Origin of the sequence: Nocardioides sp. Bht2 (genome assembly GCF_047308515.1) — a bacterium.
GTDB lineage: Bacteria > Actinomycetota > Actinomycetes > Propionibacteriales > Nocardioidaceae > Nocardioides.
In genome coordinates this window covers 38410-56101 of record NZ_JBLBWI010000016.1, presented here as the reverse complement: position 1 = coordinate 56101, position 17692 = coordinate 38410, and the positions used below count along the sequence as shown (strand labels likewise).

17 protein-coding genes are annotated in these 17692 nt (G+C 68.4%); 7 read left to right on the top strand and 10 right to left on the bottom strand.

Annotated features, from left to right (window positions below):
* Positions 1–24: 24 nt before the first annotated feature.
* The 5 genes from ACLM5J_RS17140 to ACLM5J_RS17120 form a co-directional block, all read right to left on the bottom strand.
* A complete protein-coding gene (locus tag ACLM5J_RS17140; RefSeq protein WP_413657700.1) occupies positions 25–1197 on the bottom strand; it encodes a multidrug effflux MFS transporter in 1173 nt (390 codons plus the stop codon).
* A gap of 74 nt (positions 1198–1271) precedes the next feature.
* A complete protein-coding gene (gene groL, locus ACLM5J_RS17135; protein ID WP_413657698.1) occupies positions 1272–2897 on the bottom strand; it encodes a chaperonin GroEL in 1626 nt (541 codons plus the stop codon).
* A gap of 88 nt (positions 2898–2985) precedes the next feature.
* Positions 2986–3279 (bottom strand): co-chaperone GroES, encoded by a 294-nt coding sequence (gene groES / locus ACLM5J_RS17130; protein ID WP_413657697.1) that lies wholly within the window; start codon positions 3277–3279, stop codon positions 2986–2988.
* Positions 3280–3457: 178 nt separating this feature from the next.
* Positions 3458–4495, bottom strand: a complete 1038-nt coding sequence (locus tag ACLM5J_RS17125) for a hypothetical protein (RefSeq protein ID WP_413657696.1) — start codon at positions 4493–4495, stop codon at positions 3458–3460.
* The gene (locus ACLM5J_RS17120; protein ID WP_413657695.1) at positions 4492–5409 is read right to left on the bottom strand and encodes a hypothetical protein; all 918 of its coding nucleotides are present in this window, start codon (positions 5407–5409) and stop codon (positions 4492–4494) included. Before ACLM5J_RS17120 ends, ACLM5J_RS17125 begins: the two co-directional genes overlap by 4 nt.
* A 51-nt stretch (positions 5410–5460) precedes the next feature.
* Between ACLM5J_RS17120 and ACLM5J_RS17115 the strand changes: the two genes are divergently transcribed.
* On the top strand, positions 5461–6645 hold the full coding sequence (locus ACLM5J_RS17115) for a THUMP-like domain-containing protein (protein WP_413657694.1): 1185 nt from the start codon (positions 5461–5463) through the stop codon (positions 6643–6645).
* Positions 6646–6674: 29 nt separating this feature from the next.
* Here ACLM5J_RS17115 and ACLM5J_RS17110 read toward each other — a convergent pair whose 3' ends face one another.
* The 3 genes from ACLM5J_RS17110 to ACLM5J_RS17100 are packed head-to-tail and all read right to left on the bottom strand — an operon-like array spanning position 6675 to position 10139.
* The gene (locus ACLM5J_RS17110) at positions 6675–7685 is read right to left on the bottom strand and encodes an aldo/keto reductase family protein (protein WP_413657693.1); all 1011 of its coding nucleotides are present in this window, start codon (positions 7683–7685) and stop codon (positions 6675–6677) included.
* A 38-nt stretch (positions 7686–7723) separates the two neighbouring features.
* Positions 7724–8605, bottom strand: coding sequence for an oxygenase MpaB family protein (locus tag ACLM5J_RS17105; RefSeq protein ID WP_413657692.1), 882 nt, complete (start codon positions 8603–8605; stop codon positions 7724–7726).
* A 1-nt stretch (position 8606) separates the two neighbouring features.
* Positions 8607–10139 carry an acyl-CoA synthetase gene (locus ACLM5J_RS17100; RefSeq protein ID WP_413657691.1) on the bottom strand — a complete coding sequence of 511 codons (1533 nt, stop codon included), beginning with the start codon at positions 10137–10139 and terminating at the stop codon, positions 8607–8609.
* Between the two features lie 196 nt (positions 10140–10335).
* On the opposite strand from ACLM5J_RS17100, the gene ACLM5J_RS17095 reads away from it, so the two are divergent.
* The gene (locus tag ACLM5J_RS17095; RefSeq protein WP_413657690.1) at positions 10336–11859 is read left to right on the top strand and encodes an Ig-like domain-containing protein; all 1524 of its coding nucleotides are present in this window, start codon (positions 10336–10338) and stop codon (positions 11857–11859) included.
* Positions 11860–11919: 60 nt separating this feature from the next.
* On the top strand, positions 11920–12558 hold the full coding sequence (locus ACLM5J_RS17090; protein ID WP_413657689.1) for a LysE family translocator: 639 nt from the start codon (positions 11920–11922) through the stop codon (positions 12556–12558).
* Between the two features lie 26 nt (positions 12559–12584).
* On the opposite strand, the gene ACLM5J_RS17085 is transcribed toward ACLM5J_RS17090, so the two are convergent.
* Both ACLM5J_RS17085 and ACLM5J_RS17080 read right to left on the bottom strand, forming a co-directional pair.
* On the bottom strand, positions 12585–13193 hold the full coding sequence (locus tag ACLM5J_RS17085) for an MBL fold metallo-hydrolase (RefSeq protein WP_413657688.1): 609 nt from the start codon (positions 13191–13193) through the stop codon (positions 12585–12587).
* A complete protein-coding gene (locus ACLM5J_RS17080) occupies positions 13193–14296 on the bottom strand; it encodes an S-(hydroxymethyl)mycothiol dehydrogenase (RefSeq protein ID WP_413657687.1) in 1104 nt (367 codons plus the stop codon). The genes ACLM5J_RS17085 and ACLM5J_RS17080 overlap by 1 nt, the downstream gene beginning before the upstream one ends.
* A 142-nt stretch (positions 14297–14438) precedes the next feature.
* On the opposite strand from ACLM5J_RS17080, the gene ACLM5J_RS17075 reads away from it, so the two are divergent.
* The 4 genes from ACLM5J_RS17075 to ACLM5J_RS17060 all read left to right on the top strand — a co-directional run bounded on the left by ACLM5J_RS17075 (position 14439) and on the right by ACLM5J_RS17060 (position 17561).
* The gene (locus tag ACLM5J_RS17075) at positions 14439–15026 is read left to right on the top strand and encodes a SigE family RNA polymerase sigma factor (RefSeq protein ID WP_413657686.1); all 588 of its coding nucleotides are present in this window, start codon (positions 14439–14441) and stop codon (positions 15024–15026) included.
* A complete protein-coding gene (locus ACLM5J_RS17070) occupies positions 15023–16234 on the top strand; it encodes a hypothetical protein (RefSeq protein ID WP_413657685.1) in 1212 nt (403 codons plus the stop codon). Before ACLM5J_RS17075 ends, ACLM5J_RS17070 begins: the two co-directional genes overlap by 4 nt.
* Before the next feature lie 205 nt (positions 16235–16439).
* On the top strand, positions 16440–17330 hold the full coding sequence (locus ACLM5J_RS17065; protein ID WP_413657684.1) for a 3-methyladenine DNA glycosylase: 891 nt from the start codon (positions 16440–16442) through the stop codon (positions 17328–17330).
* Positions 17331–17339: 9 nt separating this feature from the next.
* Positions 17340–17561, top strand: coding sequence for a hypothetical protein (locus ACLM5J_RS17060; RefSeq protein ID WP_413657683.1), 222 nt, complete (start codon positions 17340–17342; stop codon positions 17559–17561).
* Positions 17562–17692 lie beyond the last annotated feature (131 nt).

The following is a 17692-nucleotide window of genomic DNA, read 5'->3' as shown; positions in this document are numbered from 1 at the left end:
GACCGGCCTCGCCACACGTCGGGTCTAGGCAGAGGTTGCCACAGACGCAGGCACCGAACGCAGGTGCCACAGCCAGAGCGCGAGCCCGGCGAAAACCATCACCGCGGCGGCCAACGCGAGATGGAGCACCGAGTCGGTGACATGCGGCGCGAGCAGGGCGGTGGTGACGGCGTTGAGCACCAGCGTGCAGAAGCTGAACAACGAGACCGCGCTCCCCCGGACCTGTGGGAAGAGGTCCAGGACGGCGAGCTGCTGCGACGGGTAAGCGGTCCCCGAGCCGAAGGCGATGACCGCCGGGCCCAGTACCGCCCACGGGAGCACCGCCTCGGTCGGTCCGATCGCCAGTGCCACGTTGAGCACGGAACCGACCGCTGCCGCGATCAGACCGATCGTGATCAGTCGGCGTCCGCTGACCCGGCCTGCGGCGCGCGTGCTCAGCAACGAGCCGAGCACCATGCCGCCGATCATCGGTACGAAGAAGATCCAGAAGTCGAGCTCGCCCTTGCCCAGCAGGTCGACGACGAAGATCGCGGCCGCGCCGATGTAGAGGAACTGACCGCCGAACGAGAGCGCTGCCGACCAGACCACGCGGTGGAAGGTGAGGTCACGCGCCGGAATCGTCAGGCCACGCAGCATCGCCACGAACCGGAACGGGATCCGTCGGTGCGGCGGGTGGGTCTCCGGCAGCCAGAGCGCCACACTCGCGCTCAGCGACAGTCCGACCACGGCCAGGAACCAGAAGACCACTGGCCAGGCCCCCAACTGCAGCAACCAACCGCCGACGATCGGCGCCACCGCCGGGGCGACGCCGAAGATCATCACGGTGATGCTCATCAGTCGCTGGGCCTCCGCGCCGTCGAAGACGTCGCGGATCAAGGTGCGCGAGACGATCACGCCACCACCGGCCGCCAACCCCTGCAGCACCCGGAAGACCAGCAGCATCTCCAAGGAGACCGAGAGCGCGCAGCCGACCGAGGCGAGCGCATAGATGCCCACGCCCCAGACCATCACCGGCTTGCGCCCGACCGCATCCGAGAGCGGACCGTGGAAGGGGCTCATCGCCGCGAAGGCGAGCAGGTAGGCGCTGACCACCCACTGCATCTCGGCGGTACCGACCTCGAAGTCGCCGCGCATCTGCGCGAACGCCGGGAACGCCGTGTCGATACTGAACGGCCCCAGCATGCTGAGACTGGCCACCAGCACGAGAAACAGGCCGACCCGCCTGGGGCGCAGGGCCCCAGACGGGTCGGGTGCTGGTGACGGAACGGGGCTCAGTGTCCGTGTCCGTGACCGTGGCCGTGGCCGGCGGCCTCGGGTTCTTCCTCTTCCGGCTTGTCCACCACGAGGGTCTCGGTGGTGAGCAGCATGCCCGCGATCGAGGTCGCGTTGATCAGTGCCGAACGGGTCACCTTGACCGGGTCCAGGACGCCCTGGGCGACCAGGTCGCCGTACTCGCCGGTGGCAGCGTTGTAGCCACCGCCGACACCGAGCTCGCGCACCTTGGTGGTGATGACGTAGCCGTTCTCGCCACCGTTCTCGGCGATCCAGCGCAGCGGCTCGTCGGCGGCCTTACGGACCACCCGGACGCCGACCGCTTCGTCGCCGCTCAGGCCGAGGTCACCCTCGAGCACCGAGACGGCGTGGATCAGAGCCGAACCACCGCCGGGGACGATGCCCTCTTCGATCGCGGCGCGCGTCGCGGAGACGGCGTCCTCGATGCGGTGCTTCTTCTCCTTGAGCTCGACCTCGGTGGCAGCGCCGACCTTGATCACGCAGACGCCACCGGCCAGCTTGGCCAGGCGCTCCTGCAGCTTCTCGCGGTCCCAGTCGGAGTCGGTGTTCTCGATCTCCGCCTTGATCTGGGCAACCCGACCCTCGACCTGCGCGGCGTCGCCGGCACCGTCGACGATGGTGGTGTTGTCCTTGGTGACCACGACGCGGCGGGCACGGCCCAGCACCTCGAGGCCGACCTGGTCCAGCTTGAGACCGATCTCAGCGGCGATCACCTGTCCGCCGGTCAGGATCGCGATGTCCTGCATGATCGCCTTGCGGCGGTCACCGAACGCGGGAGCCTTGACGGCGACCGAGGTGAAGGTGCCACGGATCTTGTTGACCACGAGGGTGGAGAGCGCTTCGCCCTCGACGTCCTCGGCCAGGATGAAGAGCGGCTTGCCGCTCTGCATGACCTTCTCGAGCACCGGGAGGACCTCGGCGACAGCCGAGATCTTGCCCTGCACGAGCAGGATGTACGGGTCGTCGAGGACGGCCTCCATACGCTCCTGGTCGGTGACGAAGTACGCCGAGTTGTAGCCCTTGTCGAACTGCATGCCCTCGGTGAACTCGAGCTCGGTGCCCATGGTGTTGGACTCTTCGACGGTGATCACACCGTCCTTGCCGACCTTGTCGAACGCCTCAGCCAGCAGGGCGCCGATGTGGGCGTCGCGGCTGGAGATGGTGGCCACGTTGGCCATGTCGTCCTTGGACTCCACCTCGCGGGCGGCGGTGAGCAGAGCGTCGCTGACGGCCTGGGCCGCCGCGTCCATGCCGCGCTTGATGCCCATCGGGTTGGCGCCGGCCGCAACCGCGCGCAGACCCTCGTGCACCATCGCCTGTGCCAACACGGTGGCAGTGGTGGTGCCGTCACCGGCAACATCGTTGGTCTTGGTGGCGACTTCCTTGGTCAGCTGCGCACCGAGGTTCTCGAACGGGTCGTCCAGCTCCACCTCACGCGCGACGGTGACACCGTCGTTGGTGATGGTTGGCGCGCCCCACTTCTTGTCCAGGACGACGTAGCGGCCCTTGGGACCGAGGGTCACCTTGACCGCGTTGGCGAGTGCGTCGACACCCCGCTCCAGTGAACGACGAGCCTGCTCGTCGAACTTCAGGATCTTCGGCATTGCTTCTCCTTGGGGATAAAGCGATCGTCCCTAACGAACCGGCTGCAACACGTGGTTGGTAGCCAATTCGTCAGGGACGATCAGAGAATCAGGAAACGACAGCGAGAACGTCGCGAGCCGAGAGGATCAGGAACTCGGTACCGGCGTACTTGACCTCGGTGCCGCCGTACTTGCTGTAGATGACCTTGTCACCCACGGCAACGTCGAGGGGAACGCGGTTGCCGTTGTCGTCGATGCGACCGGGACCCGTGGCGATGACCTCGCCCTCCTGGGGCTTCTCCTTCGCGGTGTCCGGGATGACCAGGCCGGAGGCCGTGGTCTGCTCAGCCTCGAGGGGCTTGACGACGATGCGGTCTTCGAGAGGCTTGATGTTGACCGACACAGTCAACCTCCACTTTCTTGTTCGGGTGAACCTGAAATGGCGGGTCTGCCCGCCGACGTCTGAGCTTGCTGGGAGTACGCCGTCGCGGGGGTCGCACACTTCGCAAGCACTGGCACCCTCACGGGGAGAGTGCCAGAACAGACGTTAGCACTCAGGGCCAGCGAGTGCCAGGGTGGCGTCAGATCGGCAGTTCGAACCGCCAGGTGAAGACGGACCCGCCGAGGTCGCGGTAGCTCTCCTCGGCACTGCTCGCCGCGGTCCGCACCTGCACCCGCAGTTGCGCCGACTCGCCACGCGGCACCTCGACCGCGAAGAAGTACTGCCGCCCGTCCTGCCATGGCCCCGGGCGCAGTGCCTCCACCCGATACCGGACGTCGCCCGCACCGGTAGCACGCAGCGTGATCGCGTCGCGGGTGTCCCGTTCCGGACGCAGCACCACGCCGTCGCGGGCCAGCCGCTGAGGCGTACCTGCCGTGACCTCGAGGACCGCCCACTCGTGGTCCGGCTCCGCCCAGCCCAGGCCGTCGATGAACGGCGTACGCAGCTGCCCGCGCCGCTCGCAGCTCCCACGCATCCACTCCTTCTCCCCCACCACCCGGCTGCCGCGCTCCAGGGTCGGCTGACCACAGTCGAGCGACTCAGAGCGTTCCGAGCCGAGCGGACCGAGGGCGTCGAATTCGGCGAACCGTCCTGGTGCGGTCCCGGATCCGCTCACCTCCATCGACTCGCCCGCCAAGCTGATCCGCACGGCCAGCTCGGGATCGCTGCCTTCCACCGCGACCAACCTCGCGAAGTCGGCCATCAGATAGGACCCACCGCTGAGCATCGCGTCCTCGACCAGGTCCGGCAGCGGATACTCCCGACCGTCGGCGAGCAGCGTGAACTGCGGTGGGGTGAGCGCCACCCCGGGACGGAGCGGTCGCGCCAAGGCGTCCCCGAACTCCACCGAGACCGCCACCAGGGAGCCGTCACGCGGAGCCCGGACCCGCGCATCGAGCAGGCCCACGGCGTCGACGGGATCCCCGACCCGGACCACGGCCTGCGCCCAAGGCAACCGAACCTGCTGGTCGAACGCGACGTCGTCGATCTGGGCGCCGACCAGGACGTCGCCGACCTCGACGCGCGGGTCGTCGTCGCGGTTCCACCACCACAGCCCGAGCCCGGTCGCCACCATCACCAGCACGACCAGGACAGCGATCAGACGACGGCGCCTCATCGGGCCACCTTCTCGATCTCGGCGCGGACCACGACGCGCCAGACGCCCCCGTCATAGGGGCTGGCCCGATATCGGACCTCCACGATCTTCGGGTCGCCGGTGACCCGAGCCACCTCACCCCGTTCGCCGGGCTGTGCCACCTCGCCGTTCACCGTCAACGCGCCGCCGCTGGTGATGTCCAGACTCCGCCAGCTGCCGATCCGTTGCACCACTCCGTACGGCGCCGGCGCGACGCTGACCCACCGTTCACCGGGATCACTCACCCAGCCCCGGGTGGTGTCCCAGGTGGAGACATTGAGGATCAACTCCGGGCAGTTCTGATGGACCGGCCGGGAGACGCCGCTCGGGTCCCGGGCGGTCACCGAACAGGAGGTGACCTGGTACCGCTGGTCGAGCCCCACTGCGAGTCCACGCTCGCGCTTGCCCGTGGCCAGGTCCACGCGCTGACGATCGCCGTCGTAGCTCAGCTCGACGGCCAACTTCCCTCCGGTCCCCTCCACCACCACCCAATACTCCTCGTCCTTGAGCGCGTCGAGCGGGTAGGAGCGGCCATCTGCGATCAGCGACGCCTCCAGGAGCGGTCGCACCGCCTCCGAAGCCCGGACGTCGATGCCGATGAACCGGTCTCCCCGGGCGATCCGCGGCTGCTGGGAGCCGTAGTCCGCTGCCTCGACCTGGCGACGCGGGGGCGTCACCAACACACTGACGGCGCCGCCAGGAGTGCTGAACCGAGCGGCTGTGGCGGGCCGCGCCGCGTTGGCCGCCGGGATCAGGGTCCCCGGCTCGGCGGCTTCAGGACGCTGCTTGATCCAGATCCCGGCACCGACGAGGGCCGCCACCAGGACGATCGCGACCAGCATCGCGCTTCGGCGAGCGGGCGGCGGTGCGGGCTGGGGGTCGGCGGTGTCAGGCATGAGCGCATCCTGCCCCGAATGCGCGGTTTCAACCCTGCGAGAATCGGGACCATGGACGTCACCACCTTCGCTTGGCTGCTCACCGATGCGGGCCAACAGTTGCTGACCGTGGCGGCCGATGCCTACGCCGACCACCAGGGTGACCCGATCCGGACGGCGGCCGCCGTCCGCAAGCAGGAGCCCGACGCCGACCGAGCCGCCGCGGCACTCACCCAGGTCCGGCTGCGGGTCGCTGCGGTGCCCAAGTTCGGCGCCGACGCGGTGCAGCTCTACTTCACCCCGGACGCGTTGGAGCAGTCCACCCGTCTTCGTGTGGCCACCCACCGCGCAACCCGGCTGGCGATGGCCGGCCCCAGTAGCGTGATCGACCTCGGCTGCGGGATCGGCGGCGACCTGATCGCGTTCGCCCGGGCCGGACTGACCGTCGCCGGTGTCGACCTCGACCCGGTACGGGTGGAGATCGCCCGCGCCAACCTGGCGGCGCTCGATCTCGGTGGCGCGGTCGCGGTGGCCGACGGCACCACTCTGGATCTGTCGCCGTTCGGGGCGACCTTCGCCGACCCGGCGCGACGCAGCGACCGGGGCCGGGTCTTCGACGTCGAAGGGTGGACGCCGTCCTGGAGCTTCGTGCAGACCCTGCTCACCCGCGACGGGGTGGTGAAGGTGGCCCCGGGGATCGACCACGACCTGATCCCCGAGGACGTCGAGGCGGAGTGGGTCAGCGACAACGGCGAGCTGAAGGAGGCGGCGCTGTGGTCGGGCCGGTTCGCCAGCGCCCGGCGTCGGGCCACGGTGATCACCGCGAGCGGCCTGGCCACGCTCACCGAGGACGACGACCCGTTCCAGGGTGAGCCGCGGCCGGTGCGCGACCTGGGTGAGTTCGTCTACGAACCGGACAGTGCGGTGATCCGCGCCGGGCTGGTCACGGCAGTGGCGGCCGGGGTGAACGGCGGGCTGATCGACGAGCACATCGCCTGGGTGACCAGCGACGCCGCGTTCACCACCCCGTACGCCAAGAGCTACCGGGTGCTGGAGCAACTCCCCTACCGCGAGAAGCAGCTCAAGGCAGCGCTCCGCGAACGCGGGATCGGGAAGTTGGCGATCAAGAAGCGGGGCGTCGAGATCGTCCCCGAACAGCTCCGCAAGCGGCTCGCCCTGCGTGGGGACGAGGAGGGCACGCTGGTCCTTACCCGCCTCAACGGTGCCGGCGTCGCCCTCCTCGTCGCCCCCTTCTAGCCCGAGGGCGCAGCTACAGCCGCCGAGGGCTAGACGACGCGGGTGGCGGGTACCTGCGCGTCGGTCTTGCGCGGGTCGCGCTCCACGAGGTCACCCAGCGCGGCATCGATGCGTTGCATGATCTCGGCGTCCAGCTTCACCCCGGCTGCCTTGACGTTGTCGTGGACCTGCTCGGGGCGCGAGGCACCGACCAGGGCCGAGGCGACGTTGGGGTTCTGCAACACCCAGGCCACCGCCAACTGCGCCATCGTCAGACCAGCGTCGTCGGCGATCGGGCGCAGGTTCTGCACCGCGGCCAGGACGTCGTCCTTCATGAACCGGGAGATCATGTCGGCACCGCCCTTCTCGTCGGTGGCGCGCGACCCGGCAGGCGGCGGCTGCCCCGGCAGGTACTTGCCGCTAAGCACGCCCTGCGCCATCGGGCTCCAGACGATCTGGGAGAGGCCGAGCTCCTCGCTGGTGGGTACCACCTCGGGCTCGATCACCCGCCACAGCATCGAATACTGCGGCTGGCTGGAGATCAACTGGAAGCCCAGCTCCTTGGCCAGTCCGGCACCCGCCCGGATCTGGTCGGCGGTCCACTCGCTGACGCCGATGTAGAGCGCCTTGCCCTGCCGGACGACGTCGGCGAACGCCTGCATCGTCTCCTCGAGCGGCGTCTCCACGTCGTAACGGTGCGCCTGGTAGAGGTCGACGTAGTCGGTCTTCAGCCGGGTCAACGAACCGTTGATCGACTCCATAATGTGCTTGCGGGAGAGGCCGGTGTCGTTCTTACCGCCCGGCCCGGTCGGCCAGTAGACCTTGGTGAAGATCTCCAGCGACTCGCGGCGCTCGCCCGCCAACGCGTTGCCCAGCACCGTCTCTGCCGCCGTGTTCGCGTAGACGTCCGCGGTGTCGAAGGTGGAGATGCCGGCGTCGAGAGCTGCCTTCACGCAGGCGTTGGCCGTCTCGTTCTCGACCTGCGACCCGTGGGTCAACCAGTTGCCGTAGGTGATCTCCGAGATCTTCAAGCCACTGTTACCGAGGTATCGAAATTCCATGCTCGCCACAGTAGCCCCGCGATCACATCTGCCAAGGGCTACGCGGCTCCGGGCAGCACCATCGACCGGCCACCGGCGGCGATGATCTTCCGCTCGGTCGAGCTGACGATCCGGAACAGTTCGGTGTTGCGCCCGAGCCGCAGCCGGTCCGGAACCACCTTGTGTGACGCCCGGACGCCGGCCGCGATCCCCCGGAACGCGGCCTCGTGGACCGGCGACCAGCTCATCCCGAACGCCTCACGCACGCGCTGGGGCAGCAGGCCCACCACGACATGGTTGGTGCCGCTGACGCCGGCGCGCATGCCGAGCGGGACCGGCATGTCGTAGGCGATCGCCCGGCCGACCACCCGAGCCTCCTCGGTGACGTGGAAGGCAGGGCCGTCGAGATGTCCGTAGAGCCAGGCGTGGAACTCGCGCGCGGTCGGCGGTGCGACCGATCGGGGCATCCCGAAGAGCTCGCCGAACCGGATCCAGTCCTGCCACAGCTCTTCACGCTCGGACGGTGTCAGCGGGCGGACCAACGCCTCGAAGCAGACTCGCGAGGAGTCGGCGAGCACACCCATCGTCCAGAGCATCAGCTCCGGGTCGAAGGCGTCGTACGGAGTTCCGGCGGTGTGGATCCCCTCGTCCTGAGCCAGCGTGCCGCGCACCTTGGTGTGCATGTTGTGCACCATCGCCAGGGTCTTATCGGCCTCGGTACGGTCGCCGAAGAAGACCGACTCGAACGCCTCAGCGGTGGCCGAGAGCCGCATGAAGGGTCGTTCCTTGGCGTTGGTCGACGAACTGGTGCCGACGTAGGGCACCGGATGGGTTGCGCCGATGATCAACGCCCGTTGACCGTAGGTCTGGCCCACCGCGCGGTGCTGCTGCACGTGGCGGAGCAGCGAGCCGGGTGGGAAGTAGCCGTCGTTGCGCGCCATCTCAGAGCCTTCCGTAGAGGTCACGGAGCTTGCCCTTGACCATCTTCCCGGTGGGCGTTCGGGGCAGTTCGTCGAGGAAGTGCAGTTCGCGCGGCACCTTGAAGTGGGCGAGCCGGTCGCGGGCGTAGCTGGTGAGCTGGTCGGCGAGCTCCGGTGAGGCCTCGATGCCGGGAGCGACCTCGACGAAGCCGACCACGCGCTCGCCCATCTCCTCGTCGGGCACGCCGATCACCGCGATGTCCAGCACGCTCGGGTGCAGGGTGAAGAGGTCCTCGATCTCCTGGGGATAGATGTTCACGCCCCCGGAGATGATCATGAACGCCTTGCGGTCGGTCAGGTAGAGGTAACCCTCGTCGTCGAGGTAGCCGAGGTCACCGACCGTGGTCCAGTTCGGGTGTTGCGGGTGTTGCGTGCTGGCGGTCTTGACGGGGTCGTTGTGGTAGCTGAACGGCACCCCGTCACGCTCGAAGTAGATGGTGCCGACGGCGCCGGTCGGCAGTTCCTTGCCGTCGTCGTCACAGATGTGGGCGACCCCCAGCAGCGGGACGCCGACCGACCCCGGGTGCGCAAGCCACTGCGCGGAGTCGATCATCGTGGCGCCGTTGGCCTCGGTGGAGGCGTAGTACTCGTAGATGATCTCGCCGAGCCAGTCGATCATCCGCTGCTTGACCTCGACCGGGCACGGCGCAGCCGCGTGCACCACGTAGCGCAGCGACGAGGTGTCGTAGCGCCCGCGGACGTCGTCGTCCAGCTTGAGCATGCGGACGAACATGGTCGGCACCATCTGGGTGTGGGTGACCTGGAACGTGTCGATGGCGGCGAGGGTGGCCTCGGGGTCGAACTTCTCCATCATCACCAGGGTGCCGCCCAAGGCATGGACGACGCCGCCGAAGCGCAGCGGAGCCGCGTGGTAGACGGGGGCCGGTGAGAGATAGACGGTGTTCTCGTCGAACTGGTAGATGGTGCCGAAGATCGCCACGTACTGGTAGCCCGGCTCGTCGACGGAGTAGGTGGGCAACGGGAGTTTGATCCCCTTGGGGCGCCCGGTGGTCCCCGAGGAGTAGAGCAGGTCGTCGCCGTGGGGCTGTTCGGGCAGCGGCTCGGCGGACGCCGCCGCCAACGCCGTCTCGTAGTCCGCGAACCCAGGGACCTCACCGCCGTAGGCCAGCCGTTCGGCGACGTCGAGCTGCGGGTCCATCTCGGTCACCAGGTCACGCTTGGCGGCCGAGACGACGAGCGCCTTAGCGCCGCAGTCGCCGACGATGTAGGCAGCCTCGTCGGCTGCGAGATTGTGGTTGACCGCCGTGATGTAGAGCCCGGAGCGGAGCGCTGCCCAGTAGACCTCGTAGGTCTCCGGTGTGTTGTCGGAGAGCAACGCCACCACGTCACCGGGCCGCAGACCGGCTTCGTAGAGGTGGCGCGAGAGGCGGATGCTGCGCTCATCGAGCTCGGCGTAGGTCAGCGTTCGTCCGCTGCCCGCCATGATCAGTGCCGGCTTGTCAGGTGTCTTCTCTGCCCACGTTCCCGGGTACATGCGCTAACCATGCCAGTGAAACTGTCACGGTTCTAGTGTCAATTTGCCCGAACCAACGAACGGCGGCGACCTCGTTCATCCCCAATTTGGGGTATCTCGCACCCTGCTGCGCTCTTCTGCCATCACGCAGGCACCGACCCACCGTCCTGTTCCCGAAGGGTCCGAGTCCGGATCGCGACGACTCAGGGGGAGAGAGATGTCGATCAACACCACACCGCGTTGGAGCCGCTGGGGGGCGGCATTCGTGATGCTGCTGGTCCCGATGGTCGCGGTGCTGGCAGCCGCACCGTCGGCCAGCGCAGACGAGCTCGATGCGATCACCGCAGTCACCATCACCACACAGACCGATGAGGTGAACCGCTACGAACGCCTCGCGATGGAGGCCACCTGGCAGGTGCCGGACAGCGCCGAACCCGGAGACACGTTCTCGCTGGCCATCCCGCCGGGCACCCCCGGCGACCTCACCATCTTCGCGGGCACCTTCGACCTGCTCGCCGACGACGACAGCGTGGTCGGCACCTGCGTGATGAGTCCCAAGGCGATCACCTGCACGCTGTCGGACTATGTGGCCACCCATGACGGCGTCCACGGCGCGCTCAGCTTCTGGGCACAGGCCAACCAGACCACCGACGCCGACGACTTCCTCTTCGAGACCGGGACGGGCGTCGAGATCCAGACGCCGATCCCCGGTGGCGGCGTGGTCCCCGAGGGCGGCACCCCCGCGCCCACCAAGCCGGAGAAATTCGGCTGGACCAACGCCGAGGGCACCGTGGCCACCTTCTATGTCGTCGTGCCCGGCGAGGATCTGGACGCGACGCGCACCGAGATCGTGGACACGTTCGACGCCCGGATGAGCCTGGCCGGCGCCGTGCAGGTGCGCCAGATCGCCAAGAGCGCTTGGGACCCGCAGAACTGGGCGTCCGGCCACACACCAGTGCCGGCGTCCCAGTACACGGTGACCAGCGACGCCGCCAGCCACACGATCACCGTCGTCTTCGGTCAACTCCCGGACCGCACCGAGAACCTGTACGTGATCTCCTACCGGCTCAACCTGCCGGCCGACGCGAAGAGCGGCGACCGGTTCAGCAATGACGTCGTCGGCTCCACCGGCTGGTCCGCCGAGGAGACCGTGACGCTCTACGGCGGGAGCGGGAGCGGCGAAGGGACCCGCTTGCGTTCCTTGCGTCTGGTCAAGGCGATCGACGGCCAGACCACCGCCACCTCCTTCGAGTTCGAGGTCGCCTGTCTGCGCGAAGGCAGCCCGCTGGCCGGGTTCCCGAAAACGGTGACCGTGACTGAGCAGGAGCCGAGCACCACCGGCGGGTTGCCGGTAGGCGCCAGCTGCACCCTGACCGAGACCGAGGACGGCGGAGCTTCCGAGGTGCGGTTCACGCCGGGCAACGTCGTCGAGGTCACCGCTCAGAGCCCCAGCACGATCGAGGTGACGGCAACCAACGTCTTCACAACGCCGACCGAGACTCCCTCGGAGACGCCGTCCGAGTCGCCGTCGGTCTCGGAGTCGCCCAGCCCGTCGAACTCACCGTCGCCGTCGGAGTCCCCCACCACGCCGGCCTCCGGCGTACTGGGCGCGTCGACGACCTCAGGGTCGCTGCCCCAGACCGGTGCTCCGACCTGGCTCATGGGCGGCGCGCTGCTCGGCGTCCTCATCCTGTGCGGCGGGGTCGCTCTGCTGGCAGCCGGCCGAGGCCGCCGAGCCTGATCTGACGGCGTCCGACAAATGCCGAGCACTCTGGGCCTCGATGGGCCTAGTGTGCTCGGCATGAACCTGACCTGGGAGCAGCTCGTCGGCTTCACAGCCACGGCGTTCGTGGTGATCGTGATTCCGGGCCCGAGTGTGGTCTTCACGATCAGCCGCGCGCTCGCACACGGCCGGGCGGTGGCGTTGGCCACTGTCGTCGGCAACACGCTCGGGTTGGGTCTCGTCCTGATCCTGGTGGCCGCCGGGCTCGGCGCGGTGGTCACCACCTCGGCGATGGCCTTCACGGTATTGAAGGTGGTCGGTGCCGCCTATCTGATCTGGCTCGGGATCCAGGCGATCATGCACCGCAAGGAGTTCCACCCCGAGCAGGCCGGCGCCGACGGCCCAGCGATCAGTACCCGGACCGCCATCCGGCAGGGGTTCATCGTCGGCGTCAGCAACCCCAAGTCCTTCCTCATCTTCGCCGCATTGCTGCCGCAGTTCTTGAACACCAGCGGCGGTTCCAGCACCCTGCAGATGTTGGTCCTAGGCTCCGTCGCCGTCCTGTTGGGGCTGGTCTCCGACTCGGTCTGGGCCGTGGTCGCCGCCCAACTCCGCGACTGGTTCGCCCGCTCCCCGCGCCGTTCCGAGACCTTGGGCGTCGCCGGCGGCAGCTCGATGATCGCCCTCGGAATCGGACTGGCGCTGGCCCGCAAGTAACGGACCAGCGCCAGACCTCGAACGGTTCAGCCGAGCAGGGCCGCCTCCGCGGCGATGGTGGTGTCGTCGCCGTGGCCGGTGTGGACCACGGTCTCGCCGGGAAGCGCGAAGAGCTTCTCCCGGATCGACGCCTCGATGGTCGGCCGGTCGCTGAACGAGCGACCGGTCGCGCCGGGGCCACCATTGAAGAGGGTGTCGCCGGTGAAGACGCACCCGAGCTCGGGCGCGTAGAGGCAGACGGCGCCCGGGGCGTGGCCCGGCGTGTGCAGCACCTTCAGCTCGATCCCGGCAACCGTGATCGTCTGGCCGTCGGCCAGATCCACGTCCCACAGTTCGTCGGGGTGGGTCAGCTCCCAGACCGGCTTGTCGTCCGGGTGCAACAGGATCGGCGCCACCACTGCTTCACGCAACGCCGGGGCGACCCGGACGTGGTCGTCGTGGGCGTGGGTGCAGATAATCGCGCGGACGGTCCGCTCCCCCACCACGGCCAAGATCGCGTCGACGTCGTGCGGGGCATCGATCACCACGCACTCGGCGTCGTCGCCGATCACCCAGATGTTGTTGTCGACGTCGAACGTCTCCCCGTCCAGGGAGAAGGTGCCAGCGACGACGGCGTGGTCAACACGTGCCGCCATCAGAAGACCACCACCGAGCGCAGCACGTCGCCGTGGTGCATCTTCTCGAAGGCGGCCTCGATGTCGCCGATCCCGATCTCCTCGGTGACGAAGGCGTCGAGGTCCAGCCGACCCTGCTGGTAAAGGTCGACCAGCATCGGGAAGTCCCGCGACGGCAGGCAGTCGCCGTACCAGCTGGACTTGAGTGCACCGCCGCGCCCGAAGACGTCGATCAGCGGGATCTCCGGAATGCTCATCTCCGGGGTGGGCACACCGACCAGGACCACGGTGCCGGCCAGGTCGCGGGCGTAGAAGGCCTGCTTCCAGGTCTCGGGTCGACCCACCGCCTCGATCACCACGTCCGCGCCATCGGCACCCTCGTAGGTCTCGGCGCTGATCCGCTTGATCTCCTCCACCGGGTCCACCTGGGAGGAGTCCACCGTGTGGGTCGCGCCCATCTCCTTCGCCTTCGCCAACTTCTTCGGGTCGATATCGACCGCGATGATCGGGCTGGCACCCGCCAGCGCCGCCCCCGCGATCGCGGCCACCCCGACGCCACCGCAGCCGATCACCGCGACCGACTTGCCACGGGTCACCGCACCGGTGTTGATCGCCGCACCGATGCCGGCCATCACGCCGCAGCCCAGCAGGCCGACCGCGGCCGCCCGTGCTTCAGGGTCAACCTTGGTGCACTGACCGGCTGCGACCAGCGTCTTCTCGGCGAACGCACCGATCCCCAGCGCGGGCGAGAGTTCGCGGCCGTCTTCAGCCAGCGTCATCTTCTGCGTCGCATTGTGGGTGTTGAAGCAGTACTGCGCCTCACCCCGCTTGCAGGCCCGACACTCACCACAGACCGCGCGCCAGTTCAGCACCACGAAATCGCCCGGCGCCACATCGGTGACGCCGGCACCGACCGACTCCACCACACCGGCCGCCTCATGCCCCAACAAGAACGGGAAATCATCATTGATCCCACCCTCGCGGTAGTGCAGATCGGTGTGGCATACCCCGCACGCCTGGATCTTCACCACAGCCTCGCCCGGTCCCGGGTCGGGAATGTTGATCGTGGTCAACGTGACCGGCTGACCCTTGCCCAACGCGACGACTGCTTGTACCTGCTGCACGCTCTGCCTCCATCGTTAACGAGCCTGACTGCCAACCCTATCCAGCGGTGGGGCAACGCCGACTCATCGGTTTCGGGAAATTTCCGCACACGTTTTGCAACCGAATCCGTGTCGATGGCGTCTTGGCTGCGAAAGGATGGTGATGACGGTGCAAACAACGATTGCGGGAGAGCCGATGACGCCTTCTCGTGACGCTTCACGAGATGCAGAGTTCAGCGCGTGGATGGCCGCGCGGCAGCCGAGCCTGCAGCGCACCGCGTACTTGATCTCGGGCGACCACCACACCGCCGAGGACCTGGTCGCGACGACCCTCTCGAAGGTGTACCTGAGCTGGCACAAGATCAACCAGCGCGAGTCGCTCGACGGCTATGCGCGCCGGATCATGGTCAACGAGCACAACACGCTGTGGCGCCGGGCGTTCAAGCGTCGTGAGGTGCCCGCCGAACGGCTGCCGGAGCACAACGGCGTCACCGACTCCTACGACGAGGGTGCCCAGGACGAGATGTGGCAACTGCTGCAGACCCTGCCCCGTCGCCAGCGCGCGGTGATCGTGTTGCGCTATTACGAACAACTCAGCGAGGCCGAGATCGCGGACCTGCTCTCGATCAGCCCGGGCACGGTCAAGTCGCAGGCGAGTCGCGCCCTGGCCACCTTGCGAGAACGGACGGCCGCGGCGCCGTCCGCACCCACCCAGAAGACCACCGAAGCCCTCGGGGAGGAGGAGCGATGAACGACCACTTCCAGGACCAACTGGGCGCGATGCTCCGCACCCGCGCCGATCACGCCGACACCAACCCGGTCACCTTCGACACGGTTCGCAGCACGGCGGGGCGGATCCGCCGTCGCCGGATCGCAGCCGCCGTGGTGACCACCGTCGGCGTCGTCGGGATCCCTGCCACCATCGCCGTCTCCACGTTGGGCGGTGACGCCGGATCGGACCCGACCTACGTCGCCGCGGCACCGACCTTCAGCGCCGGCAGCGGAACCGCTGCGCCGCCGTCCACCTTGGAGCCCGGCACCTTGGAGAAGGGCGCGGACGCCGACGCCGACCTGGTCTACGACGGCACCCTGCACACTGCTGACGGACGCGCCCTGGCGCTACCCGAGGGGTACAGCGAGGTGCACCGCTGGCACGACGGCTGGCTGGCGATCAACCACGCCGGCGGAGAGAGCTCCGCCACCGCGCTGATGCTGGACGCCGACGGACGGAGCGTGGGCGAACCGTTCGAGACCAACGGCTTCGTGGTGTCGTCCAGCGACGGCAGCCAACTGCTGCTGATGGCCGGCGAGGAGCTCCGGATCCTGGAGGCCAACGGCGAGGTCACCGTGGTGGCCCGGGGGCTGAATCCGATGACGATCCCGGTCGGCATCGACGACGCTGGGGCGGTCTACTTCAACGAGGTCGACCCCACCACCTACGAGCGCGACGGCAGGGTCTGGCGTGACGGCGAGATCACCGACCCCACCCCGCGCGCCATGGAGCCGCTCGACGCCGTCAACGGTCAGGGTTTCACCACCCGGATCGTGAAGAGCACGGTGGACGGTGAGTGCACGGCGGTCTTCGCCCCGAACGGCACCCAGCAGGCGCGGACCTGTGACGTCGGCCCGGCGCAGTTCTCCCCCGACGGTACGGCCGTCACCTATGTGCCGGCCTATCGCAGCGGTGAAGGTGACACCCAGTTCGGCATCCTCGGGGCCGACTGGTCCCAACCGCTGGCCGCTTTCAGCAACCCGGGCTCCGCCGCCGGACCGGCACCGCTCTTCCGCAACTCCGTCTGGGAGGACGACGAGCATGCCTTGGTCCTCGTCTCCGAGCAGCGGGCCGGCACCCTGGACGTCACCTGGTACGTGGTCCGGGTCGCCACCGACGGCAGCACCGAACTCGCCGCGAAGCCGGTGACGGCGCTGGAGGGCGACCAGGTCACCCTGGGCCGCTGACACCCGACCGCCAGGCGAGGGCGCGCTCCACCGGGGGGCGCGTACCTCGCCGGCACCGCGTTCAGCCGGTCTCCGAGCACGGTGCTCGCTACCGGTGGGCGTGGAGCAGCGCAGCCACGAAGCCGCGGTCCTTCTCCCGGTAGGCAGATGCACCGAGTGCGCAGGCCGTCCAACGACTTCCGACACCTGCAACTACCCTTGGCGGGTGAACGACGTCCTGCCCGCGAGCAAGTGGCGTGCCCTTGCTCAGGCGCACGCGCAGCGGGTGGACACCTGGCTGGAGCCGCACCTGGATCGGCGCCAGAGCGGCGTGAAGCACCCGGTGCATGACTTCCTCTTCACCTATTACTCGTATCGACCGGCGCAGTTGCGCCGCTGGCATCCCGGCTTCGGCGTCGGGCTGGCGGACGCTTCCTCATACGGCGACTTCAAGGGCTATGGGGTGGTCGACGGCGTCGCCTCGGTCTCACCGGCGTTCGTCGAGAAGCAGGCACGGAACCTGCGGGGTCTACGGAACCTGTTGCGCGCGACGGCGGACCGGGCACCCAACTTCGGCTGCTTCGGCCTGCATGAGTGGGCGATGGTCTATCAGCAGTCGGAGGAGGAGACCCGACACGCGGCCTGGCCGCTGCGCCTCGGCGGAGCCGGCACCGACGAGGTCGTCGACTCGCACCGGATCGCCTGCTCCCACTTCGACGCCTACCGGTTCTTCACTCCCCCGGCGGTCGGACTGAACACGCTCTCCCCAGGGCCGCTCGATCGCCCCGAGTTCGAACAGCCGGCCTGCCTGCACGCCGGAATGGACCTCTACAAGCACACCTTCCGGCTGATGCCGCTGCTGCCGTCGTCCTTGTTGGTGCAGGCCTTCGAACTGGCCTGGGACATCCGTGCCCTGGACATGCGTGCTTCGCCCTACGACCTCTCCGGGCTGGTGGAGTCCGAAGGTGAGAACTGGGCACCCGTGAAGATCGAGACCCCTGAGGGCAAGCGGGCGTACGCCGTGGCGCAGCGTGAGTTCGCGGAACGGGCAGCGCCGATCCGCGCTGAGCTGCTTCAGCGGTGCGAAACCCTCCTCGGGCAGGTCGACGCCTTCTAGACTCACCCCATGACCCATCGTCGCCGCAGCTTCGCCGACCACATGGGCGCATACCGCCGGGACGGACGACTCGTATTCGGCCGGGCGCCGTACATCTCCGAGGAAGATTGGAAGCGCATCGAGAATCCCGGTCCGTTCCTCCGGATACTTCAGCGACTGGGGTTCACCTACGTACCTGACCGAACCCGCCCCCGCGGGCCCTTCGGCATCTTCGGCCGCACCACTGACTGAGGCTAGAAGCTGGCCCGCTTGCCCGGCTTCGTTGGGCCGGTCATCAGCCGATGAAGGAGCGCGGCCAACGCCACCAGCATCCACCCGATGCCGAGGGCGACTCCGATGAGGAAGAAGAGACCGATCTTGCG

Coding starts and splice junctions, on each gene's coding strand:
- groL (WP_413657698.1), bottom strand. CDS start 2,897: ATGCCGAAGATCCTGAAGTTCGACGAGCAGGCTCGTCGTTCACTGGAG.
- ACLM5J_RS17125 (WP_413657696.1), bottom strand. CDS start 4,495: ATGAGGCGCCGTCGTCTGATCGCTGTCCTGGTCGTGCTGGTGATGGTG.
- ACLM5J_RS17120 (WP_413657695.1), bottom strand. CDS start 5,409: ATGCCTGACACCGCCGACCCCCAGCCCGCACCGCCGCCCGCTCGCCGA.
- ACLM5J_RS17115 (WP_413657694.1), top strand. CDS start 5,461: ATGGACGTCACCACCTTCGCTTGGCTGCTCACCGATGCGGGCCAACAG.
- ACLM5J_RS17110 (WP_413657693.1), bottom strand. CDS start 7,685: ATGGAATTTCGATACCTCGGTAACAGTGGCTTGAAGATCTCGGAGATC.
- ACLM5J_RS17105 (WP_413657692.1), bottom strand. CDS start 8,605: ATGGCGCGCAACGACGGCTACTTCCCACCCGGCTCGCTGCTCCGCCAC.
- ACLM5J_RS17100 (WP_413657691.1), bottom strand. CDS start 10,139: ATGTACCCGGGAACGTGGGCAGAGAAGACACCTGACAAGCCGGCACTG.
- ACLM5J_RS17095 (WP_413657690.1), top strand. CDS start 10,336: ATGTCGATCAACACCACACCGCGTTGGAGCCGCTGGGGGGCGGCATTC.
- ACLM5J_RS17090 (WP_413657689.1), top strand. CDS start 11,920: ATGAACCTGACCTGGGAGCAGCTCGTCGGCTTCACAGCCACGGCGTTC.
- ACLM5J_RS17085 (WP_413657688.1), bottom strand. CDS start 13,193: ATGGCGGCACGTGTTGACCACGCCGTCGTCGCTGGCACCTTCTCCCTG.
- ACLM5J_RS17075 (WP_413657686.1), top strand. CDS start 14,439: ATGACGGTGCAAACAACGATTGCGGGAGAGCCGATGACGCCTTCTCGT.
- ACLM5J_RS17070 (WP_413657685.1), top strand. CDS start 15,023: ATGAACGACCACTTCCAGGACCAACTGGGCGCGATGCTCCGCACCCGC.
- ACLM5J_RS17060 (WP_413657683.1), top strand. CDS start 17,340: ATGACCCATCGTCGCCGCAGCTTCGCCGACCACATGGGCGCATACCGC.